Origin of the sequence: Agarivorans sp. Alg241-V36 (assembly GCF_900537085.1) — a bacterium.
Taxonomy (GTDB): Bacteria; Pseudomonadota; Gammaproteobacteria; order Enterobacterales; family Celerinatantimonadaceae; genus Agarivorans.
Genome location: NZ_UNRE01000003.1, coordinates 535681 through 556513, shown reverse-complemented (window position 1 = coordinate 556513; position 20833 = coordinate 535681). Strand labels below are relative to the sequence as shown.

19 protein-coding genes are annotated in these 20833 nt (G+C 44.9%); 8 read left to right on the top strand and 11 right to left on the bottom strand.

Going from position 1 to position 20833, the window contains the following annotated elements:
* Positions 1-1531 precede the first annotated feature (1531 nt).
* Positions 1532-1786: an EndoU domain-containing protein gene (locus tag G6R11_RS21975; protein WP_205472737.1), complete on the top strand. Its 255-nt coding sequence runs from the start codon at positions 1532-1534 to the stop codon at positions 1784-1786.
* Between the two features lie 110 nt (positions 1787-1896).
* The gene (locus G6R11_RS09885) at positions 1897-2862 is read left to right on the top strand and encodes a hypothetical protein (RefSeq protein ID WP_163132911.1); all 966 of its coding nucleotides are present in this window, start codon (positions 1897-1899) and stop codon (positions 2860-2862) included.
* 342 nt (positions 2863-3204) lie between these two features.
* On the opposite strand, the gene G6R11_RS09880 is transcribed toward G6R11_RS09885, so the two are convergent.
* Positions 3205-4083 (bottom strand): LysR family transcriptional regulator, encoded by an 879-nt coding sequence (locus tag G6R11_RS09880; protein ID WP_163132910.1) that lies wholly within the window; start codon positions 4081-4083, stop codon positions 3205-3207.
* 119 nt (positions 4084-4202) lie between these two features.
* Between G6R11_RS09880 and G6R11_RS09875 the strand changes: the two genes are divergently transcribed.
* Positions 4203-5276: a linear amide C-N hydrolase gene (locus tag G6R11_RS09875; RefSeq protein WP_163132909.1), complete on the top strand. Its 1074-nt coding sequence runs from the start codon at positions 4203-4205 to the stop codon at positions 5274-5276.
* Between the two features lie 306 nt (positions 5277-5582).
* Here the strand turns inward: G6R11_RS09875 and G6R11_RS09870 are convergent, their stop codons facing one another.
* Positions 5583-6293 carry an ABC transporter substrate-binding protein gene (locus G6R11_RS09870; RefSeq protein WP_163132908.1) on the bottom strand — a complete coding sequence of 237 codons (711 nt, stop codon included), beginning with the start codon at positions 6291-6293 and terminating at the stop codon, positions 5583-5585.
* Positions 6294-6583: 290 nt separating this feature from the next.
* Here G6R11_RS09870 and G6R11_RS09865 point away from each other — a divergent pair, with 290 nt between their 5' ends.
* Both G6R11_RS09865 and eutC read left to right on the top strand, forming a co-directional pair.
* Positions 6584-7978 carry an ethanolamine ammonia-lyase subunit EutB gene (locus tag G6R11_RS09865; protein ID WP_163132907.1) on the top strand — a complete coding sequence of 465 codons (1395 nt, stop codon included), beginning with the start codon at positions 6584-6586 and terminating at the stop codon, positions 7976-7978.
* Positions 7975-8820 carry an ethanolamine ammonia-lyase subunit EutC gene (gene eutC / locus G6R11_RS09860; protein WP_163132906.1) on the top strand — a complete coding sequence of 282 codons (846 nt, stop codon included), beginning with the start codon at positions 7975-7977 and terminating at the stop codon, positions 8818-8820. Before G6R11_RS09865 ends, eutC begins: the two co-directional genes overlap by 4 nt.
* 79 nt (positions 8821-8899) lie before the next feature.
* On the opposite strand, the gene G6R11_RS09855 is transcribed toward eutC, so the two are convergent.
* From G6R11_RS09855 to G6R11_RS09830, 6 genes are all read right to left on the bottom strand, one after another.
* Entirely contained in the window at positions 8900-9688 is a 789-nt protein-coding gene (locus G6R11_RS09855; protein ID WP_163132905.1) for an SDR family NAD(P)-dependent oxidoreductase, read from the bottom strand.
* A gap of 200 nt (positions 9689-9888) precedes the next feature.
* The gene (locus G6R11_RS09850) at positions 9889-10374 is read right to left on the bottom strand and encodes a GNAT family N-acetyltransferase (protein ID WP_163132904.1); all 486 of its coding nucleotides are present in this window, start codon (positions 10372-10374) and stop codon (positions 9889-9891) included.
* A 48-nt stretch (positions 10375-10422) separates the two neighbouring features.
* Positions 10423-12102, bottom strand: coding sequence for a bifunctional UDP-sugar hydrolase/5'-nucleotidase (locus tag G6R11_RS09845; protein WP_163132903.1), 1680 nt, complete (start codon positions 12100-12102; stop codon positions 10423-10425).
* A gap of 84 nt (positions 12103-12186) precedes the next feature.
* The gene (locus G6R11_RS09840; protein WP_163132902.1) at positions 12187-13116 is read right to left on the bottom strand and encodes an ABC transporter permease; all 930 of its coding nucleotides are present in this window, start codon (positions 13114-13116) and stop codon (positions 12187-12189) included.
* On the bottom strand, positions 13116-14222 hold the full coding sequence (locus tag G6R11_RS09835) for an ABC transporter permease (RefSeq protein WP_163132901.1): 1107 nt from the start codon (positions 14220-14222) through the stop codon (positions 13116-13118). The genes G6R11_RS09840 and G6R11_RS09835 overlap by 1 nt, the downstream gene beginning before the upstream one ends.
* Positions 14215-15765 carry an ABC transporter ATP-binding protein gene (locus tag G6R11_RS09830; RefSeq protein WP_163132900.1) on the bottom strand — a complete coding sequence of 517 codons (1551 nt, stop codon included), beginning with the start codon at positions 15763-15765 and terminating at the stop codon, positions 14215-14217. The genes G6R11_RS09835 and G6R11_RS09830 overlap by 8 nt, the downstream gene beginning before the upstream one ends.
* 267 nt (positions 15766-16032) lie before the next feature.
* On the opposite strand from G6R11_RS09830, the gene G6R11_RS09825 reads away from it, so the two are divergent.
* The 3 genes from G6R11_RS09825 to puuE all read left to right on the top strand — a co-directional run bounded on the left by G6R11_RS09825 (position 16033) and on the right by puuE (position 19040).
* Positions 16033-16662: a TetR/AcrR family transcriptional regulator gene (locus G6R11_RS09825; protein WP_163132899.1), complete on the top strand. Its 630-nt coding sequence runs from the start codon at positions 16033-16035 to the stop codon at positions 16660-16662.
* A 75-nt stretch (positions 16663-16737) separates the two neighbouring features.
* Complete coding sequence (locus G6R11_RS09820) at positions 16738-18132, top strand: 8-oxoguanine deaminase (protein WP_163132898.1); 1395 nt, start codon at positions 16738-16740, stop codon at positions 18130-18132.
* A gap of 2 nt (positions 18133-18134) precedes the next feature.
* Complete coding sequence (gene puuE, locus G6R11_RS09815) at positions 18135-19040, top strand: allantoinase PuuE (protein ID WP_163132897.1); 906 nt, start codon at positions 18135-18137, stop codon at positions 19038-19040.
* On the opposite strand, the gene G6R11_RS09810 is transcribed toward puuE, so the two are convergent.
* From G6R11_RS09810 to G6R11_RS09800, 3 genes are all read right to left on the bottom strand, one after another.
* Positions 19037-19288, bottom strand: a complete 252-nt coding sequence (locus G6R11_RS09810; protein WP_163132896.1) for a TIGR03643 family protein — start codon at positions 19286-19288, stop codon at positions 19037-19039. The two genes, puuE and G6R11_RS09810, sit on opposite strands and share 4 nt — an antisense overlap.
* A gap of 144 nt (positions 19289-19432) precedes the next feature.
* On the bottom strand, positions 19433-19696 hold the full coding sequence (locus tag G6R11_RS09805) for a DUF5062 family protein (RefSeq protein ID WP_163132895.1): 264 nt from the start codon (positions 19694-19696) through the stop codon (positions 19433-19435).
* 177 nt (positions 19697-19873) lie between these two features.
* The gene (locus G6R11_RS09800; RefSeq protein WP_163132894.1) at positions 19874-20584 is read right to left on the bottom strand and encodes a hypothetical protein; all 711 of its coding nucleotides are present in this window, start codon (positions 20582-20584) and stop codon (positions 19874-19876) included.
* Between the last annotated feature and the right edge of the window lie 249 nt (positions 20585-20833).

Here is a 20833-nt window from a genome sequence, read left to right as displayed (position 1 = left end):
TGGTTGGGCTGTTGGAGCGATGGTCACTCGGCTTTTTCAATCAGCCTTAACTTTGTAATCCTGTTGGGGCTTAAGTAAGCAGGTTGCACTATGTTATGAAACAAAAAAGCTTGTGAGAATCTGCCGGCACCCGTGGCCGAATAGTAAAGCTTGAATGATTATTAATGCAGTGGAACAAATTTTGTGTCCACAAGCATTTTAAGTCTGATTCTTTTTACCATGCATTTTTGCTGAGTTCGGGCTCATGGCTTTGGATATTGACTCTTGCATAGTCAGAATGAACAAGTTTTATTGCCTGTCAGCACCCATTCAGAAAATATGATCAATTATTGATGAATGTGTTTTTAATTACTAGTGTTAGATGTTAGGAGCAGCATAAGCAATTTTTACAGCTTTGGTTAACATTGTATCAATGGGAATTCAAACTTCATTCTTGTTGATGTGTAGGCACCTCGTGGATAGGAAATATGTATATGTATCTAACAAGAAATATATCTTTATTTTTCACCTAGATTCTGGTTTCAGTGGCCCTATTGGGGTGCGGTTCTGATCCCTCTCTAACACAAGCTGTAAGTACCGATTGCTTTGGCGGACCTGGGAGTGGTTGCATAGCGCAATGTTCAGGTTGGTATCCTGATTAGATTTCTGACGCGCCCATAAGTGATGATGTTGAAACGTTCCAATTAGCTCAAGGATATTGGCTTGGCATTCCGGTAATCGAAAACCAAGAAATTGTGAGATTCGACCCTCCTGAGCCGAACACTACCGCATCCTGGCTATCGCATGATTTCCATGTAGATTCAGAACGACTTGATTATTTAAACGCTATTAAGAACTATGCATTTGCTGGAATGACCTCAGTAGATTTTGTTGCGCAGAAGAATACTAAGCGTCGTTGGTATCATGTACCTATGATGACAACAAGTCCTAACGCTAAAAGAGAGCCCTACCACGGGGTCACAAAAGAGCGGTTATTGAGAGCTAACGAGCATACGTGGATACAAAATAGTTCTAATGGATTAAGATCGTTTGCTATTGGTTACTATAATGCTTTAGGTAGTTATACCTTGGGTCAAGTATTCAACGATCCAAACCCCGCTTTAGCCGATCCCTCAAAGCCACATTTATAGATGGCACCGTGGTATTTAAGATACTATTTGCGGAGTATGACCCAGCTAAAATTGTCGCTAGTACAGATCCATTGGAAGGTTCACCTGAGTGGAGTGTCGTTGATGTTAGTACACCCAATGCTCCGCTAGATAAGGTTAGATTACTTCAGGTAGACATAGGTGTATGTAAAACCTAGCGAGTAAGTGTAAAGGATGTTGACATAGCGCACATTAAGGGTGACGAGTCTAGTAAACTAACAGCGTTATTTTAGGTGCCTAACTATATAAGTGGCTTTGTTGTTGAACATTTCTAGTTCAAATTTAGTTAACACTAATGTCAGTTAATTTTACAAATTTATTCTTGCTGTTAAGAAAGTCTCCATTAACTTGATAAATATCATAAGGTTATTTTCTGGCACAGAGTGTGCGTTGAAAATTTAGAGGCGTGGGTTAGCATTTGGACTTCGAACAATGCGTTTAAGCATATATTTTGCGGAGAACCTAAGGCTTATTTAAAGAACGGTAAAATGCAGTTTAGTTTAGGCGGCCTTCATTATGCGCCCCGATACCAACAAGCTCAAGAAAATGGTTGGGCGTACCTTTGCAGTAAAGAACAACTACAGAGGACTTTCACCTCATTAGTTCATGCCTATGCTGGGCGTACACAAGGCAATTAAGTCGGACTAAAAACAGCGGGCTATCGCTTCGCGATTTTAGCCCACAATTTTTAGCCACTTATTGCGGCGTTAGATTTTTAAACCAAAGCAACAAGCAATAGGAGAGGATGATGAAATACACGTATCAAGAATATGAAATAAATGGAATCGGTGACCATAACTCAGTTTCGAATGGTCCTGATAATGGTGCAAATAATTGCATAGCGGGACGCTTCTGGAATTGTATGCGCCATGGCAGTACGGCCCATGCGGTTTCAAATTATTTAGGCCGCCTTAAAGTCATGGATGGATCATCTAATGATTTTGAGGGTTATACAAAGGAAGATGCCGAAATATTAAAAGGTGCTGGCAATCTTAATATTGGCGGCCATGGAAATGAAGGTCTTTTAGAAACAGGCGTTGGGCAAAATGGTTCGTTCGATATAAACAAATACATACTAACGTGGAACCAAAGTAATTGGGGGCCAGAGCTTCAAAAGTTAAGGCCTAAGAATTTCACAATGATGTCTATATACTCTTGCCATAGTGGTGCAGGTGCAGATGGGGCTCGATTGCTATGGATGATGGCAAATGCTCTTCAACGTGCAGTGAGAGGAAGAACGGGCTTCACGTATTGTGGTAGCAAAGGGATAACCTTTGAAAAAGGTTCGGTCTGGCAAGTGGCTACACCCGGCCCTACAATGCCAAATCCTATTCCCGCACCTACTCCACATCTATGGGAGGAAGCGGATATGCATATTAGGCTAATCAAAGATACCAAAAGCACTGAGGTACCATATTCTGATGTCATAAGTATCGACGTAGAACGCAACCACCAGATTGTTAGAACTACAAATACAAAAACCTTGTCAGGAACAGATGCCGAAGATTTTGCGAAGCTTATTTTTGGCTCTGAGCCATTTTCTGCTGACGCCCAAGTAATGGGTTTTGTTACCGCTAAGATCTCCATTACCTTTCAGGGAGAAAAGAACCCTAGAAAGCTTGTGATATATAACGACAGGCTTGTGGAAGATACTTCAACCAAAGTTTTCTACTATGCCATGCCAGGTTTAAAGGAATTCCTAAGCACCATATAGAAATCTAACAATGCCATAAACTCGGACCGCAAAAAGCGTCGCTTCGCTGTGCTTTTTGCGTCCGGTTATGGCTGGCGTTAAATCCAGCTCAGCCATACTTAAACTAATCCAGAGTATCTATACACAAACAAGCCTTCAAACACGTTTATGTCCAAAAGTAAGTTAGGGGGCAGCTCTATCTGTCCTTTCTAAATTTAGGCCTGCTTGTTCATCACACTAGGGGGAGGTCATTTGCCCTATGCATCCTAATTAGAAATTGTTTAGAGAGCTTGAGTAACATAGCGCATTTAACTCAAAAGATTCGCACTTCAAATATAACAATAGCGAACTTAATACTAATACCTAGTTTCGGTTTTTAAAGCCTCGTACACCCTGTATAAACATCTGCATGGCGGGGTTGAGTGCTTTTTCTTTTGGCCATACTAAGTTGGTAGCCCAATTGGAGATAGCATCATCATTTGCTTGGTACAGATTAACCTCTTTATTTTCTAGCGACTTTATACATACAAACCTTGGTAAGTAAGCCCAGCCAACGCCTGCTTTAACTAAATTCAGAATTTGTGTGCTGTTATTGCACAGCATGTATCTATGGCTTGTGACATCAGCATCCCTCATTCCTATGTCGCTTAAAAAAGATAGACTTAGCTGCAATTGGTCTTTTAGTGCGTCTTCATTTATCTCTTTGGGGAGCTGCCATTGTGTTGGCGTTATTCGACAAACACCAAATGAGTAGGCCGTCTCGGATGCTAGCTCATCCTGCAAATAGACAGTGTTATAAAGTAGGCCAATATCAACAACGCCTGAGGTCAGCCAGCTTTTTATTTGCATTGTGTCGTTGGTAAGTATCTTCAATGACATATGAGGGTAGTTGGTCACCAACTTAGCAATAAGCATGTCCAATTCGGTATCGATTAGCCCGCTATCAATCGCGATGGTTAGCTTATCTGGTACGCCTTGCAAAATACTGTCAACGTTGGCATCAAAAAGTGCTGCCTCTTTGAGCATGGCAATTGCAGATTTATAAAGCTGTTCTCCTTGAGGTGTCACTTCTAGCGAGCGCGCGTGCCTAATGAACAAATCTAATCCGGTATCTATCTCAAGGTTATTAATTTGTTCTCGTACCGTAGAGACATGTTTACCTAGCTGCCGCGCAGCCTGAGCCATCCCTTTGTTATCTGCAGTTGCGACAAAAGCACGTAGTTGATCTAAAGATGCTGCCATACGATTTCCTAGTTTGTAGGGGAGTCCCCTAGTCTAAGCGGCTTGGTTATTTGGTAATAGTAGCAATAATAGACTCATACAGAGAAGGGTATTCCCCCAAAACTTGAGAGAGCATTACTATGAAATCATTCAATTTAAACAAAATCGCAGTAGTTGCAATCGCAGCGGCTTCAATCGCAACAGTTGCTGGTACAGCTAACGCATGTTCGCGCTTTACTCTTGATACGCCTCATGGTGTATCTACAGTTCGCTCTCTTGATTGGGGAGACCAGCTAGGCAACGTAGCGCAAGTAAACCCGGTAGGCATAAAAAACGCTTCAGAAACGCCAAGCTACAAGAACGCAATGGCTTGGACGACTAAGTACCACGCTGTTGCTCAAATGGAGTGGGATGTATTCCATGGTGTGGCATCTGACGCCATCAACTCTGAAGGTCTAGCTGCTTCTTTACTTTACATGGCGGACTCACAGGCATTCATTAAAGATTACAAAGACACTGGCGCACCAGCTGTTAGCTTCCTTGATGTGATTCGCTTCATTACAGAGTCTTACGCAACTACTGAAGAAGCCGTTAAAGCCTTCAACAACAACCAATGGCAAATCGCTTGGGCCGACGGTTTACATGGTGCACAGCACGGGCTGCATATTTCTATCCAAGATAAGTCTGGCGACATTGCATTACTGCAGCTAAATGAAGGTGGTGAAATGCTTGTTCATCGTGGTGACACTAAGTCTGATCTTCGCATCATGGCAAACGCGCCCCTACAACAGCATCACCGTGACTACGTTGCTAAGGTTAACCTAAGAGACCTTGAAGCAAAAGATATCCCTAGTTCAATCAGCTCTGCAGACCGCAACCTGCGTGGTTTATTCCATACTTCTCACATTGAGTTCAAAGAAGATGCTAGCTGGGCACAAACTCGCGGCAAACTGCTAAGCACTTACAACGCAGGTAACCTAGTACCACAAGATCTTATCGACCCTGTAAACGGCGAAACTTACGCCACTTGGACTCAGTTTGTATACAACCACGACAACGGTGAGTTCTTGTTCACTAACTACGACACTCGCGCTCAAATTGCTTACAACTTTAACGATACATTAGCGTTCACTGAAACAATGTGCGCAGATACTGTTAAACAAGCTGATGAAGGTTTGAGCAAAGCCGTTTTCACTCAGTGTAAAGCGCACTAAGACAGCTAACTGTTTAAGCTATGATGGCTAAAGTTTGACGTTAATAGCTTAGCTTGAATACATTTGGCTCTTGGAACACGATTTAATCCCTTGAAGTCTCTTCAGGGGACTATTTATTTTGCTTGCAGGTAAGATTACTGAACGGCGTTTAAGCCTTGGAACGATAATAAGCGCTGCAAAAAAGTCGGGTGAGAGTATGGGTTAGTTGATTAGCCTGTCTCTGATCTAATACCTATGATTAGACTCTTTGATCTAACTCCTTTCCATCTGAAAACTGTTTTGCAGTGCATTGAGTATTGCTTCTAATCATTCGGTATAAATGATTAGCGATTCTTCCGGCAGGCATTGGCTTGCAGCCTGATTAAACGCTTCGATAAAGCCTGGGTTTTCACTTAAGTAGGCGTTGCCAAAATAGACAGCAATAGGTTTGCTCACTACGACTTGGCTGTCGATATAGGCGCTACGATTGGTTTTCTCGGTGAGTTTTAGCATCGCTGCTTCGTTAGCTAAAATAATATCAGCGCGATCACGAATTAACCCTTCGAGCAGCATTTCAGGTTCAACCGGTCGGTAGGCCACTTTTACGCCTTTTCTTTTTAACCATTGCGCCATGTTTGAGCCTAAATAAGCCCCCACACGTGCGCTCTTTAAGTATTCATCATCAATTGGCTGGTCAATTACATCTGCCAAATAGAAATAAGCCCAGTTTTGTTTGCCAATAAAGCGGCTGGCTACGGCGTAACTGTCGCGTTCAGCATTTTGAGAGCCTGCGTAAAAGCCATCGAGTTGGCCTCGTTGAGTCATTGATTGGGCTCGTGCCCAAGGTAAAAAGTCGATGCCGTAATCCACGCCCATGTTTTCTAATGCGCAAACGACGACTTTATCGAAGGGGCCTGCGGGTTTGCCATCTTCTGGCCATGTATAAGGAGGGCGGTCTTGAGTGCCTAAGTGAATGGCTTGAAAGGCCACGCTGGGCAGAGATAGAAAAACTAGGCTAAAGAGTAAGTTGCGTATCATGAAAAACCATTTGTGTTGATAGTTACCTCAAAAGCATAGTGCAGCTTTGTGAGCTTTTCATAAGTTTTACGCGGATAGGCTAGTGGCTTGCTGCTTTATTAAAACGTCTTAAGTCGTCGCGTTAAATTGAACAGTATTTCAACTGCTGGGTATTTGTTGAACCAGTAAAAGCCAAATTTTTGCTAGATGTTTATCGCAAACTCTGGTTACCTTATTGTTTGCTTATAAAGAAATAATCCCATTCAGAATATCGCGCCAATGGCAGGCGCAGTAGTTATGTAGGATACATAATGACTGATTTTGCAATGAATGCAGGCGGCGGAACTTTTCGTTTCAGCAGCTTAAAAGATTTAATGGCCAAGGCATCTCCATTGCGCAGCGGCGATCAACTGGCAGGTATTGCTGCAAGCAGTGACCAGCAGCGAGTAGCCGCACAAATGGCCTTGGCCGAACTTCCGCTAAAACACTTTCTCGATGAAGCCTTAATCCCCTACGAACAAGATGAAGTGACGCGATTAATTATCGACAGTCATGATTTATCTGCCTTTCAGCGCATTGCGCATTTAACGGTAGGCGACTTGCGCAATTACTTACTCAACGAACAAGTTGATGCGATTGAACTAAGCGCTTTAGCACCAGCTTTTACTCCAGAAATGCTGGCAGCTGTGAGTAAGCTGATGCGGATTCAAGATTTGATTTTGGTGGCCAGTAAGTGCGAAGTTGTCACTGCATTTCGCAATACCCTTGGCTTATCTGGGCGAATGTCGACACGCTTGCAACCTAATCATCCTACCGATGATCCTGCTGGGGTGGCTGCCAGCATTTTAGATGGTTTGTTGTATGCAAATGGTGATGCGGTGATTGGGATTAATCCGGCAACTGATAACCTGCAAGCCGTTACTAGGTTAATGAAGATGCTGGATGAGGTGATTCAGCATTATCAAATACCAACGCAAAGCTGTGTGCTTAGCCATGTAACTACTCATTTAGAAGCGATGAATTTAGGTGCGCCTGTTGATTTGGTATTTCAGTCTATTGCGGGTACCGAGGCAGCCAACCAAGGTTTTGGTATTAACTTGGCCTTGTTAGATGAAGCCTACAGTGCTGCTTTGTCGCTTAAACGTGGCACTAAGGGTAGCAATGTTATGTACTTTGAGACTGGCCAGGGCAGCGCGCTAAGTTCAAACGGCCACCACGGGGTAGACCAGCAAACTTGTGAAGCGAGAGCCTACGCCGTAGCGCGGCGTTATAAGCCTTTGTTGGTGAATACTGTGGTTGGGTTTATTGGCCCTGAATACTTGTATAACGGTAAGCAAATTATTCGTGCGGGCTTAGAAGATCATTTCTGCGGCAAGCTAATGGGGCTGCCCATGGGCTGTGACATTTGTTACACCAATCATGCTGACGCAGACCAAGATGATATGGACATGCTATTGGTGCAGCTAGTGAGTGCTGGGGTTAACTTTATCATGGGCATTGCTGGCTCTGACGACATAATGCTTAATTACCAAACCACTTCGTTTCATGATGCCCTGTTTGCGAGGCAAATTTCTGGGAAGAAGCCCGCGCCAGAGTTTGAAGCTTGGTTAGCGCAACAACATATTACCGACCAAAACGGTCGACTTGCCCTTAAACAGCAGCTGCCAGCGGCCTTTGAGGCAGTGGCTAAGGATGTAGGCGCATGAGTGATAGCAAACCTGCCAGCAGCGTTGAGCAAAACACTAGCGTAATTACGTCCGATGAATTTGAACTAGTAACCGCTAATCCTTGGCAAGTACTCAAAGCCTTTACCGATGCGCGCATTGCTTTAGGGCGAGCGGGAAGTAGTTTGCCTACTCAGGCACATTTACAGTTTCAGTTAGACCATGCAAAGGCAAGAGATGCGGTGCTAACACCGCTTGATTACAGCGTCTTAATTGGCCGATTAGCTGGTTTTAATTTGGGCGTACAACATCTGCAATCTCAAGCGGGCTCGCGGGCCGAGTACTTACAAAGGCCTGATTTAGGACGGCGGCTTAATAAAGCTTCATACGATACTTTAGCTAAGCACAACAACGCTTATGACATTGCCTTGGTGGTTACCGAAGGCTTGTCATCTAGGGCGATAAGTGAAAATGCTGAAGCTCTGCTGGCGGCGCTTATTCCAAAGTTAAAAGGCTTGGCATTGTCGATTGCGCCAATAGTCGTGGTAGAGCAAGGGCGTGTGGGCGTAGGTGACGATGTAGCTCAAGCCTTAGGCGTTAAAATGGTAGCTATTTTGGTGGGTGAACGTCCAGGTTTAAGCTCGCCAGACAGTTTAGGTATTTATTTTACCTACCAAGCTTACCCTGGCATTGAAGAAGCCAAACGCAATTGTTTATCGAACATTCGCCAAGCGGGCATGTCGGTAGAAGACGCGGCATTTCGTTTAAGTTACTTGATTGAGCAAGCCAATAAACTAGGCTATTCAGGTGTTGCCTTAAAAGATAAAAGCCAAATGGTCAGTGCAAAAGTGGGCAAGAATTTCTTGTTACCAGAAGCACCTTAAACGCCGAATAAAAACAAATACCCAATAAAAACGCCACTGTGTTAGTGGCGTTTTATAAGTGCTTTAGCTGCTTGAGTTGTTAGATGAGTGTTTCTATTAATTCAACAACTTGTGCAGATTTTTGAGCGTTTAGCGCATCGGGGTGAGGTGATGCAAACTGGCCGATGTCGTTATCAAAATATAGGCCTGCGGCATCGTTAAACTCTTCCGACAAGCTGGCTCTTACCAGTATATCGGCACCAATGCTTAAATCGCCGCCGGCGATACCGTAGGCGTCTTTTACCATCTTGCTGCCAAGTAATGATTTAGGATTAACCGATACTACGATTGGGCCACTGTCTTTAAGCGCTAAGCCCATTTCTCGAGACCACATGGTGAGTGCGAGTTTGCTTTGCGCATAGGCTGAGTTGTCACTAAGTTGGCGATTGCCTTTTAGTGCATCTAAATCAACTGTGGCTTGAGCTGCAGAAGATAGGTTCACAATACGCCCCGTTTTACCCATTAACGGCAGCAATGCTTTGCTTAGCTTGTAAGGGGCGAGGGTGTTTACTACAAAGCGTAAATCTTGACCTTGGGCATTGCGCGGCTCAGGAATATTAAATACCCCAGCGTTGTTTATTACTACATCTAAGCTGCTGTACTTGCTGGTTATTTGTTTCGCTAAGTCATCAACTTGCTCAAGCTTAGATAAGTCGGCTACAAAGCTATCTACTTGCGCACCATTTTCGCTTAATTGATTTTTAACAGACTCAAGCTTGGCAGGGTTGCGGCCGTGAAGTAGCACCTTATGACCTTGCTCTAATAATTGCTTGGCGGTGACTAAACCAATGCCGTCGGTTGCACCGGTAATTAGAATGGTTTTGCTCATGTGCTTGATACCTATCTTTATAGTGAAAGCTTAAAAATGAAAGCGTAAATACGAATGCCTTAAACTGCTTTAAATAGTAGATGCTCAACCCTGCAACTACAACGGCCGTTGCTGATAAACAGTTTTTAGATTTTGTTAATAATCACTGACTTGAGTTCAGCGCTGAGTTGCCAGAAGAACATGCTTAAGAACACTAAGACCTAGTCGCTAAGCTGCTTATGCATGATTAGGCAGTCTACAAACCCTTGCTCAGGGTGGAGGTAGGCCTTTGGAATAGTGCCGATAGTTGCAAAGCCGAGCTTGTGCCAAAGCGCGATAGCAACGGTATTAGTGGCTACCACAGAGTTAAATTGCATGGCTTTAAAACCCAGCTCTAAGGCAATATCTTGAGAGTGTTCGCACAGCTTACGCGCAATGCCTTTTCCACGTGCTGCTTCGCTCACCATGTAGCCACAGTTACAAATATGTTTGCTGGGACCCATGGCATTGGGTTTGATGTAATAAGTCCCGAGAATTTGCTGGTTGTGTTCAAACACAAAGCTTTTCAGCGGCAACTCGCACCAAAGCTGATAGGCTTGTTGTTCGCTCATGTCTGAGTCAAAAGCGTAACTTTGTTGCGCCTGTATTACCGCCTTAAAGCTTGGCCAAAATGCGCTAAAGTCGGCTTGAGTCATGGCTCTAATCACAGGTGCTTTCCTTTTCGTTTCGTGAGTTTGGCTGCTTAGCTTGGCCTATTAAAGCAAATATTCTTTGCTGCTGGCAAAGGTGACAAAACTGTCGCTCATGCTGAGTTCTAAATCGTGATGATCCCAGCTGTTTAACAGTGCATCGTAGCCTTCTTTACCTGCCAAGGTGTAAGCAGAAGACACGCCGCGATACACCCGCTGTGGCTGCAAAGCCTGCCAGCCTTCTTCATCTTCAAGCTCTATTTGGCTAACGCGCTGCCCTAGAGCTTTGTCAGCGTGGTAGCGATAACGCAGTTTGTAAAAGTAGGGAAAGCTGCCATCGCCAGTGCCCATTAAACCATTGTTGGTGGCATTGTTAATGGCTCCTTCAATCACCATGGCTAAGTCTTCGCCCTTAAGTAAATAACTCATTAAAGTAATTTCGAAGGGCAGTAAACGACCGCATATATCGGCCTTACTCAACGGGCCAGCTTTGAGCGATACGCGGACACCGCCAGCATTGTGCAGGGCAAAGTCGGTTGGGTGTTGGGCGGCAGAGGCTTGGTAAAACCCTTGGCAAACCAGTGGTGATACTTCACTGCCATTGGGCAGTTGTTGGTTGGGCATTCTGCTATGGCGCAATGGATGGCTAAGCTTGGTCACTATTTGGCTTTTCATTTGTTCAACCACTGGACGATATTGCTGATTGATGATCTCGCTGATTTGCTGATCATCAGGGCACTTTAATAGCCCCGGTGTATTAGCCAAATAGTCGCTAATCTGAGCGCGCGTTTGTTGGCAAACTACTTGCCCATTTTGCTTGGCTTGCCAATTATCATCGATAAGAAATTTAGCCCCGCCATCAAGCTTGATGACCTTGCCACTCTTATCAAAATGTAAACAACTTAAGCCTATAGATTCTGCATGTTTGCCAGCTTGTAGTATTAGGCAGTCATTCTGCCATTGGCCTTGATTTCCGGTACAAGCTTGCCCTAAATGGCCAAATTCGCCAGTTAATGTGTGTGAGTGGCCACCAACAATCACACTTATGCCAGTCACGGCTTTGGCTAATGCAATATCGCCTTCATAACCTAAATGGCTAAGTATGATGATGTGATTTATGCCCTGTTGGTTTAAGTGCTTAACCGTAGCTTGAGTGGTTTTAATGGCGTTCAAAAAATGGCAGTCGGCATCGGGGCAACCTATGTTGTGCATCTGGTCGTGGGTGATGCCTACAATGGCCAATTGTTTCTCGCCTAATGGCTTAAGCACATAGTTAGCAATGGCCAGTTCATTGTTGTAGTAATACAGGTTTTTGTGGGGCGCTAAAGGCAAGTGCTTTTGCTGATCTTCTTGGCTCAAATCCATGTTGCCGGCAAGGCAGGGAAAGTTAACCTGATCAACAAATTTAGACACCGGCGCATTGCCAAGATCAAACTCATGATTGCCAATGGTCATGGCATCAACAGACATTAAATTGAGTAAGTGAGCGTTAGCTTCACCTTTAAATTGGCTGAAATACAAGCTGCCTTGGAAGCTATCGCCTGCATGTAAAAATAAGCTTGGGCTGTTGTTTTCTTTTGCTAGGGCTTTGTGTTGCTGTACCGCGGTAGCCAATCGTGCATACCCGCCACAGTAGGCGTCTACTTGATAAGCCTTTTGTTCGATAGTGACGTCAAAGTGAACTAAAGTGGGCTCAAAATGAGAGTGGGTATCGTTGATGTGAACAAGGTACAGCGAATAAGTCATGAATACTCCAAACTAGCGGGCAAGCATAATACGTTAGTTTGCTGGCTAGCTTGAAGCATTTGCGCAAATAAATTGCGCTGTTGATTAATGGCGGCGAGCGTCAAAGGGTTTAGCGAGGCTCATTGGGGCCGCTAGTTTTTGGCGAATGGGGTTGGCACTAATCATTACCATCACCACAATGGTTGCCACATAAGGCATCATTGCTAGTAAGTTGGGCGAAATGGTAAAGCCTATGCCTTGCATGACTAAGTGCAAAATAGAGGCAGCGCCAAACAAGTAGGCACCTACCATTAAGTAACCCACGCGCCATGAGGCAAACACCACTAATGAGAGTGCTATCCAGCCGCGGCCTGCGGTCATGTTTTCCATCCACATTGGAGTATAAGAAAGTGACATGTAAGCGCCAGCCAAACCTGCCATTGCGCCGCCAAATAGTACTGCGATATAGCGAACTTTAATTACCTTAATGCCAAGGGCATTAGCCGAATAAGGGTTTTCGCCCACGGCGCGTAAGGTTAGACCTGCACGGGTTTTATTTACTACCCACCAAGTTACAGCCACCAATACAAAGCTGCCATACACCAGAATGTCATGCTGAAAAAGTAAAGGCCCAAGCATTGGAATATCACTTAATAGGGTAATAGATATTGCCTTAAAACCGTTAATGGTAGAGCCAACCAAACTAGCCCCTAAGAAGGCACTTAAGCCAGTGCCAAAAATAGTAAGCGCTAAGCCCGTTGCCACTTGGTTGGTATTAAGGTTTAACGAGAGTAGCCCAAATATTCCGGCCATTAACATGCCAGCAATTACCGCCAGCAATAAACCTAAAGCTAGGTTGCCGGTAAAATAAGCGCCGGCAAAACCGGCCATGGCGCCCATTAACATCATGCCTTCTTGGCCTAAGTTGAGCACCCCAGATTTTTCACAAATTAGCTCGCCAAGTGCGACTAGTAGCAAGGGGGTTCCGGTTTTAATTGCTGCCACTAATATCTGTTGCAGTAGTTCCATGTCCATTATGCAGCTCCTTGCTTAGCACTAGATGAAGAGGTTTGCGCTACGCCCGCGCTGGGCTGCCAGACTATTTTGTAATGAATGAGGAAGTCACAAGCGAGTAAGAAAAACAGCAGTACACCTTGGAATAAACCGGTAATGGCAGTGGGCATACCTAATTCAATTTGGGCTAAATCGCTGCCCATGTATAAGGTACCCATGAAAAATGCCGCGAAAATAATACCAAAGGGATTAAGCCTGCCAAGGTAGGCCACAATAATGGCGGCGTAACCATAGCCCGGAGACACTTGCGGAATGAGCTGGCCAATTGGGCCGGTCACTTCTGCCACACCCGCAAAACCTGCCAGTGCGCCTGCGCTTAGCATTACACTCCAAACAATAAACTTGCTGCTGTAACCAGCGTAACGTGCAGCGGGTTGGTCGGAGCCAAATACTCGTAGCTGAAACCCAGGTAAGGTGCGATACAAAATGATCCCAGAGCCAATGGCAAATACCACCGCCAAGAGAATGCTAATCGAAGCGCGGCCATCTTCCATAATGGTAGGTAGCAATATGCTATCGGCAAAAATCGCTGACTCAGGGAAACCAAAACCGTTTGGGTCAATTAACGGACCATGCACACCCCATAACAGCAAATACAAGCCAATGTAGTTGAGCATGATGGTGGTAAGAATAAGATTGGTATGAAATAGCTGATGCAGCAGAGTAGGGATGGCCGCCCAAAGCATGCCTGCTATGGCGCCAGCTGCGAGGGTAACAATTAGCCATAAGTAACCTGATTGTTCATTGGCTTGCAGCGCAAAATAACTACCCACCAATGCGCCAACCAGCAATTGGCCTTCTGCACCAATATTCCAAATATTGGCTTTGTAACACAAGGCTAAACCTGTGGCACAAAGTAGTAAGGGAGTGGTTTTCACCATTAACTCGCCTAAGTTGTAGCTATCGCTTAGCGGGGCAATGATAAATACTTTAAAGGCAGTGGCGGGGTTTATGTCTAGCGCCCAAAACATCACACTAGAAACCACCATGGTGAGAACAATGGCGATAAGCGGCGAAAGCCAAGACATCAACTTTGATGACTCTAAACGGGCTTGAGTTTTAAGCATAAGCTTGGCCTCCTTGCTCGCTGTCGTTATGGACAAACCCACCAGCAATCCATTTGCCAACTTCTTCAATATTGGTTTGTTCGGTATGCACCGCAGTAGATAGTTGCCCTTCATATAAGGCGGCAATGCGATCGGAAATCATGAATAGCTCATCGATATCTTCAGACACTACCAAAATGGCAGCGCCTTTATCGCGAAGTTCAATCAGTTGGCGATGGATCGCGCTGGCAGCCCCAATGTCTACGCCCCAGGTAGGGTGAGCACAAATTAAAATTTCTGGGTTTTGGTCTACTTCTCTACCAATAATAAATTTTTGTAAGTTACCGCCCGATAAGCTCTTGGCTTGGGCGTGGGCGTTATGACATTTAACGTCGTTGCGATGAATAATGGTTTTGGCAAGCTCCACTACTTTGTGCGGTAAAATTAGCCCTTTGCTTACCAGGCCCTTGCGCGCGCTGGTAAGCAAGGTATTGTCGGCCAAACTCATTTCTGGCACCGCGCCTTGGCCTAAACGGTCAGTGGGTACGTAGCTCATGCCTAACAAGCGGCGCTCGCCGGCGTGTAATTTACCCACTTTGCGTTTGCCAATTAAAATGCTGTCGGCAGCCGCGCGAGTATCTTCGCCGCTAAGCGCTTCTAATAGATCTTCTTGGCCATTACCTGCAACCCCGGCAATGCCTAAAATTTCGCCGCGATGCAGGCTTAAGTTCACCTTGTTTAAACCTGTGCCAAAGGGATTAGTGGGTGGCACACTTAAGTTGCTAACAACCATTAGCTCGTCTGAGCCAATGCGTTTTTGGTAGCGTTCCGATAATTGGGTATCGCTACCTACCATCATGCCGGCAATTGATTCTGGCGTTTCTTGTGATGGAATACATTCACCACTCACTTTTCCGCCACGCAATATCACTGCGCGATCACACAGCTCGGTGACTTCTTTTAGCTTGTGGCTAATAAATAAAATACTGCAGCCTTGGCTTGCTAAGGTACGTAATACCTTAAACAAACCCGCTACTTCTTGCGGGGTAAGTACCGAGGTGGGCTCATCTAAAATCAGTAGCTTTACGTCTTGAATTAGGCAACGCAAAATCTCCAGCCGTTGGCGTTCACCAATGCTTAGGTTATGCACATAACGGTCGGGCTCAACTTTTAGCTCGTAGGCATTGCTTAGCTCAACGATCTTTTGGCGCAGCGCGGCGGCATCTTTAACTACGCCTGCATCTAGGCTTAAAGCGATGTTTTCTTGTACCGTGAGGGTTTCAAATACCGAGAAGTGCTGAAAAACCATGCCAATGCCCATGGCTCTGGCCATGTTAGGCGAGCGTATTAATTGCTCTTTCCCTTTCCATAGAATGCCGCCTTCATCGGGCTGAATCACTCCGTAGATCATTTTGACTAGGGTTGATTTCCCAGCGCCATTTTCACCTAGTAGCGCCAAGATTTCTCCTTCGGCTAAGTCTAGGCTTACTTTGTCGTTGGCAATTACGCCGGGGTAGCGTTTTGTCACCCGCCACAACGACAACAAGCTTTGCTCTGCTTTCATTTTGCGTCCATTCGTTTATGCATTCTATCCGCTTGGCTGGTCTTACTGCATAAATCTGACCAACTGTTCAAGTTCAGTGCTGTAGCTAATAAGTTGCAATTGTTGGTTTTTTGTTGTGCTTTGATGGTGCGAAGTATGGCAAGTTTTGTTGTGTTATGGTGCGTTTATGGCTTTTTTTTGTTGAGCACTAGTGATTTACAAACTAATCATTAATAATGCTTTGTGGTTAGACTTTGGTATTAATTGTAACAAGGAGAGTGGGTTAGCATGGCTAAAGCTACGGCGGGTCAAAGTGGCGCAATTAGGAAAAAGAATGAACGGCTTATCCTTAAAGCGGCAACCAATGAATTTGTAAAACACGGTTACCAAGGCACCTCTCTACAAGCCATTGCCGACAGAGCCGAGCTGCCTAAGGCCAACATTCTGTATTATTTCAAATCTAAACAAGGCTTATACAAAACCTTGCTCGAAGATATTGTAGATATGTGGAACGATGCCTTTGAAAACACCACCGCTAACGACGATCCCGAACAAGCTATTAGCGCTTATATTCGCTCTAAAATGCGCTATAGCCGCAGCCACCCAAAAAGCTCTCGAATTTTTGCCATGGAGATTATTCAAGGCGCGCCTAACTTAAAAGGTAACCTACAGTTCCCCGTTGTAGATTGGACAAAAAATAAGTGTAGTTTGATTCAAGCTTGGATTGACCAAGGCAAAATTGCAGCAATAGAGCCTTTGTACTTGTTGTTTTTGATTTGGGGAGCCACCCAATTTTACGCCGACTTTGATACTGAAATTAAAATGATTAACGGCAAAAATCTTAGTGCTGACGAGTTTGCCAAGGCCGAACAAAACGTGATTGATATAGTTATTCGCGGGATTGGTTTAAAAAGTTAATTCAAAAACCTGAGTGATTGGTCAGATTGTTGCTTATGCTTTAGTTACTATGTTTACTAAGGCAAGCGCTAAACAATGCTGCAATCCACTCAACAAACAAATCAAACACTTTGGATTAAAAATCCTTTAGCGGTATTCAGCGGAGCTCTCACTGGCCCCGATGCCAAGCGCGATTTACGCGGCGGTATTGTGATTAAAGGCAGCCAAATAATTGAATGTATTGCTGCAGGTCAGCAGCCTGTTGCAGCAGTAGACCAACAGCTTGACGTCAGCGACATGGTGTTACTGCCCGGCCTAATAAATACCCATCATCACTTTTACCAAACCCTTACTCGCTGCTTGCCGGCTGCAATTAATCAGCCGCTGTTCCCTTGGCTACAAACGCTTTATCCAGTATGGGCTGGGTTAAGTGCTAAGCATATCGAGGTTGCCACAGAGATTGCTTGTTGGGAGCTAATGTTGAGCGGCGCGACAACGGTGGCCGATCATCACTATGTATTTAATCATGCCTTAAGCGAAGCGATAGATATTCAAGCCGAGGTAGTAGGGCGCTTGGGAGTAAGAGCAACCTTAACGCGCGGCAGTATGAGTTTGTCACAAAAAGATGGTGGCCTACCACCAGACTCTGTAGTGCAAACCGAGCAGCAAATTCTTGATGATAGCCTGCGTTTGATTAAGCGCTATCACAATGCTGAACAAGGCAGCATGCTTAATTTGGCGCTAGCGCCATGTTCTCCTTTTTCGGTGACTGAATCGCTAATGTGTGAAACGGCCACCTTAGCCAAAGAGCAGGGTGTACGGCTGCATACTCACCTTGGTGAAACCATCGATGAAAACGATTTTTGCTTGAAAAAGCTAGGCATGCGCCCAGTAGATTATTTGGAGCATTGCGGTTGGCTAGGGCCACAAACGTGGTTAGCCCATGGTATTCACTTTGACCAAACTGAAATTCAGCGTTTAGGTGCTGCACAAGTTGGAATAGCGCATTGCCCAACGTCTAACATGGTATTGGCATCGGGTATTTGCCCTACCTTGGAGTTGGCTAAAGCCGGTTGTAAGATAGGCATGGCGGTAGACGGTTCTGCCTCTAACGACAGCTCTAATATGATTCAAGAGTTACGCCATTCGTTAATGCAGCAGCGCTTGCGTTATCGCGCCGATCAAATCACTCATCATCAGGTTCTAAATTGGGCAACCCAAGGCAGTGCCGCGGTATTAGGGCGTGATGATATTGGCGTACTAGCGCCAGGTAAGCAGGCAGACATTGGCTTGTATAAACTCGATGGACTTAATTTTTCGGGTGCTCACGACCCATTAGCCGCACTAATTTTATGTGGTGCAAGCCAAGTGAGCAAACTGATGGTAGCCGGTAAATGGATTATTGAAGACGCCGATGAAACCCGCGCCCAGCTAGAACAACTAAAATTGCAGCATCACCAATTAGCCATTCAACTGGTGAACTTAGGATAACTATGAGCAACAATAACTACCCTCGAGATCTAGTCGGCTACGGCCAAAATCCGCCTAAAGCCAACTGGCCAAACAAAGCCAAAATTGCCCTGCAATTTGTGGTTAATTTTGAAGAGGGTGGCGAAAACTGCGTACTGCACGGCGACAGTCATTCAGAAAAGTTTTTATCGGAAATTGTTGGGGCAGAGGCCTATCCCGATCGCCATATGAGCATGGAGTCAATTTACGAATATGGCAGCCGAGCAGGCTTTTGGCGTTTGCATCGTTTGTTTGTGAGCCAAGGCATTCCGGTTACGGTGTTTGCCGTTGCCATGGCACTGCAGCGACAGCCCGAAGCGGTAAAAGCCATGTTAGACGCCAATTGGGAAATCGCCAGCCATGGCCTAAGGTGGATTCACTATCAAGACTTTAGCGAGCAGCAAGAGCGCGAGCATCTAGAGCAAGCCATTGCCATTCACCAACAAACCACCGGCACTAAACCCAAAGGCTGGTATACCGGACGTACTAGCCCACACACTCTAAAGTTAATTGCTGAACGTGATGACATTTTATATTGCGCCGACAGTTACGCTGATGATTTACCCTATTGGGACAACAACTACAGCAAACCCTTGTTAATGGTGCCCTATACCCTAGACACTAACGACATGCGCTTTGCTACACCGCAGGGGTTTAACAGTGGCGAGCAGTTTTACCAATACTTAAAAGATGCCTTCGACGTACTGTATTTCGAAGGTGAAACCATACCTAAAATGCTCAGCATTGGTTTGCATTGCCGCATCATCGGCCGCCCAGCAAGGTTTGCCGCCCTGCAGCGTTTTATTCAATATACTCAGCAATTTGAAGGCGTATGGTATGCCACTCGAGAGGAAATTGCAGAGCATTGGCTTAACGGACAAACTCGTTAGCGGTGGTTGTATTGAGTAGGGCAATAACCACGCGAGACTTCAGAGCTGCGCAGTTTTAGGTGTTTGGTTGCGCGCCCGCTAACTCTGGCCCGCCAAATTTTAAAACTGCGGCGCTTTAAGGTGTGGCGCATGAAACGGATAAGTTCTGGCTCACTTAAACCAAATTGTAGCTGTATCGCTTCAAAGGGAGTTCTATCTTCCCAAGCCATTTCAATGATTCTTGATGTGTGTTCTGCTGATAATTCCATTTAGAGACTTATTGTCGAAACCTACAAGTCTTACGGGATTTATCTGCTTTTAGTTTACATTTTAATTGTGGAGAGGTTTTTATTGCGTAGTTAACTGTTAAATAAAAAGCAGCCTCTAAAGCTGCTTTTGGCTAAGTATTTTTGCTAACCGTCTAACAATTCGTGGTCTTTAGGCAGTTGGTTGGCTAGCCAAAGCACTAGTTTGTGGCGCATTTCTGGGCCGGTGGTTTTATCTTTTGGTAGTGGCGTTAATCGTTTGTCTTCGGCTAACAACATGTACAGTGCTTCTACTTTATCTTTCTCTGATATGCCTGGAGGAAACTTGGCAAAACCGCGTTGCAGTGCGTATACCTCACCAATTTGTAAGGCTTTTTTAAGCAACTGTGCTTCATGTTTATACTTTTTCACTTATCATCTCGCTGCGTGGCACATTTATTCCAACATACGGTAAAGCGGTGGTTAATAACAGCGCTTAAATCACTAATTGTTAGTCATACCAACAACAATAGTTCAGTTGCTGAAAAAATGGTCATTTAAGTGCTTTGAGCAAGCAGCTTGTTGTGACCACTAATTTGCGCTTCTTTATCAATTCTTTTTCATGAGCTCGGCAAATCTAGTTGATGCAAAGTTAAGCCCGGCGCTACCTCCTCCTAACAAACCGCCGGTAATTAGTACGTCGGCAATTCTTATTAGGTGGCCGTGTATGCCGCTTATCTCAGTTAAGTTCAGCATTACATCACTAAGAATACTAAGCCCTAGTGATGCCAGCACAATGCCTGAGATAAACACAAAAAAGGTCACATCGCGGTTGCAGGTTGATTGGTGCCTAGCCAGCGAAAACTCGTAGCTGTGTTTAATGCAAAGTAGCGCGGCACGGTACTCATCGGCGCTGTCTTCTGGCGGAATAAGCAAATCAACCATTTGTTTATCTAAGACTTTTTGGGCGACTTGGATTTCTCGCTCAAACACCATTTTTAGCACATTAAGATGTTGGCTTTCATCGGATAGGGTTTCTTTAATGCGGGATATTCTTAAGGTCCAGTCGGCTACTTTTCGGTTTCGGTAATTACTCACAAACACTGCTGCAGCGCGCTCTACCGCAACCACAATAAATAGATATTTGAGAAAAATATCGCTGCCTTTATCAGATAGATCGGGATTCACACTTAAAAAGTGAATGTCGTTGTAGCCCCAGTAGAGCGCCGAAATGAGACTGGTGACAAAAATGATAAATGCCACCACCACTTGCCAAGTGCCGGTAGATTTTTTGCTAGGGTGTGAGTTGTTGTTAGCCATAAGCTTTAGTCCTGATTGTTCGAGCAATCGGTCATTTGCTATTAAGCACCCACCTTAAGCTGTGGGCTCTATCTATAGTTTAGTTGCTGCTTAGTGCTTTGTGGGGCGAATCGCCAAAGTAAGGCTGTGGCTAGTGGCAAGATGTATGGCCTAGAGTGACTAAAAGCGCTTGGTCCAATATCTAAGGCTGCACGAAGTTAGTTAACTGTAGCAATAGTGTTCTGTTGCCGTTAAAATCCCGCGCAGTAA

Coding starts and splice junctions, on each gene's coding strand:
- G6R11_RS09885 (WP_163132911.1), top strand. CDS start 1,897: ATGAAATACACGTATCAAGAATATGAAATAAATGGAATCGGTGACCAT.
- G6R11_RS09880 (WP_163132910.1), bottom strand. CDS start 4,083: ATGGCAGCATCTTTAGATCAACTACGTGCTTTTGTCGCAACTGCAGAT.
- G6R11_RS09875 (WP_163132909.1), top strand. CDS start 4,203: ATGAAATCATTCAATTTAAACAAAATCGCAGTAGTTGCAATCGCAGCG.
- G6R11_RS09870 (WP_163132908.1), bottom strand. CDS start 6,293: ATGATACGCAACTTACTCTTTAGCCTAGTTTTTCTATCTCTGCCCAGC.
- G6R11_RS09865 (WP_163132907.1), top strand. CDS start 6,584: ATGACTGATTTTGCAATGAATGCAGGCGGCGGAACTTTTCGTTTCAGC.
- eutC (WP_163132906.1), top strand. CDS start 7,975: ATGAGTGATAGCAAACCTGCCAGCAGCGTTGAGCAAAACACTAGCGTA.
- G6R11_RS09855 (WP_163132905.1), bottom strand. CDS start 9,688: ATGAGCAAAACCATTCTAATTACCGGTGCAACCGACGGCATTGGTTTA.
- G6R11_RS09845 (WP_163132903.1), bottom strand. CDS start 12,102: ATGACTTATTCGCTGTACCTTGTTCACATCAACGATACCCACTCTCAT.
- G6R11_RS09840 (WP_163132902.1), bottom strand. CDS start 13,116: ATGGACATGGAACTACTGCAACAGATATTAGTGGCAGCAATTAAAACC.
- G6R11_RS09835 (WP_163132901.1), bottom strand. CDS start 14,222: ATGCTTAAAACTCAAGCCCGTTTAGAGTCATCAAAGTTGATGTCTTGG.
- G6R11_RS09830 (WP_163132900.1), bottom strand. CDS start 15,765: ATGAAAGCAGAGCAAAGCTTGTTGTCGTTGTGGCGGGTGACAAAACGC.
- G6R11_RS09825 (WP_163132899.1), top strand. CDS start 16,033: ATGGCTAAAGCTACGGCGGGTCAAAGTGGCGCAATTAGGAAAAAGAAT.
- G6R11_RS09820 (WP_163132898.1), top strand. CDS start 16,738: ATGCTGCAATCCACTCAACAAACAAATCAAACACTTTGGATTAAAAAT.
- puuE (WP_163132897.1), top strand. CDS start 18,135: ATGAGCAACAATAACTACCCTCGAGATCTAGTCGGCTACGGCCAAAAT.
- G6R11_RS09810 (WP_163132896.1), bottom strand. CDS start 19,288: ATGGAATTATCAGCAGAACACACATCAAGAATCATTGAAATGGCTTGG.
- G6R11_RS09800 (WP_163132894.1), bottom strand. CDS start 20,584: ATGGCTAACAACAACTCACACCCTAGCAAAAAATCTACCGGCACTTGG.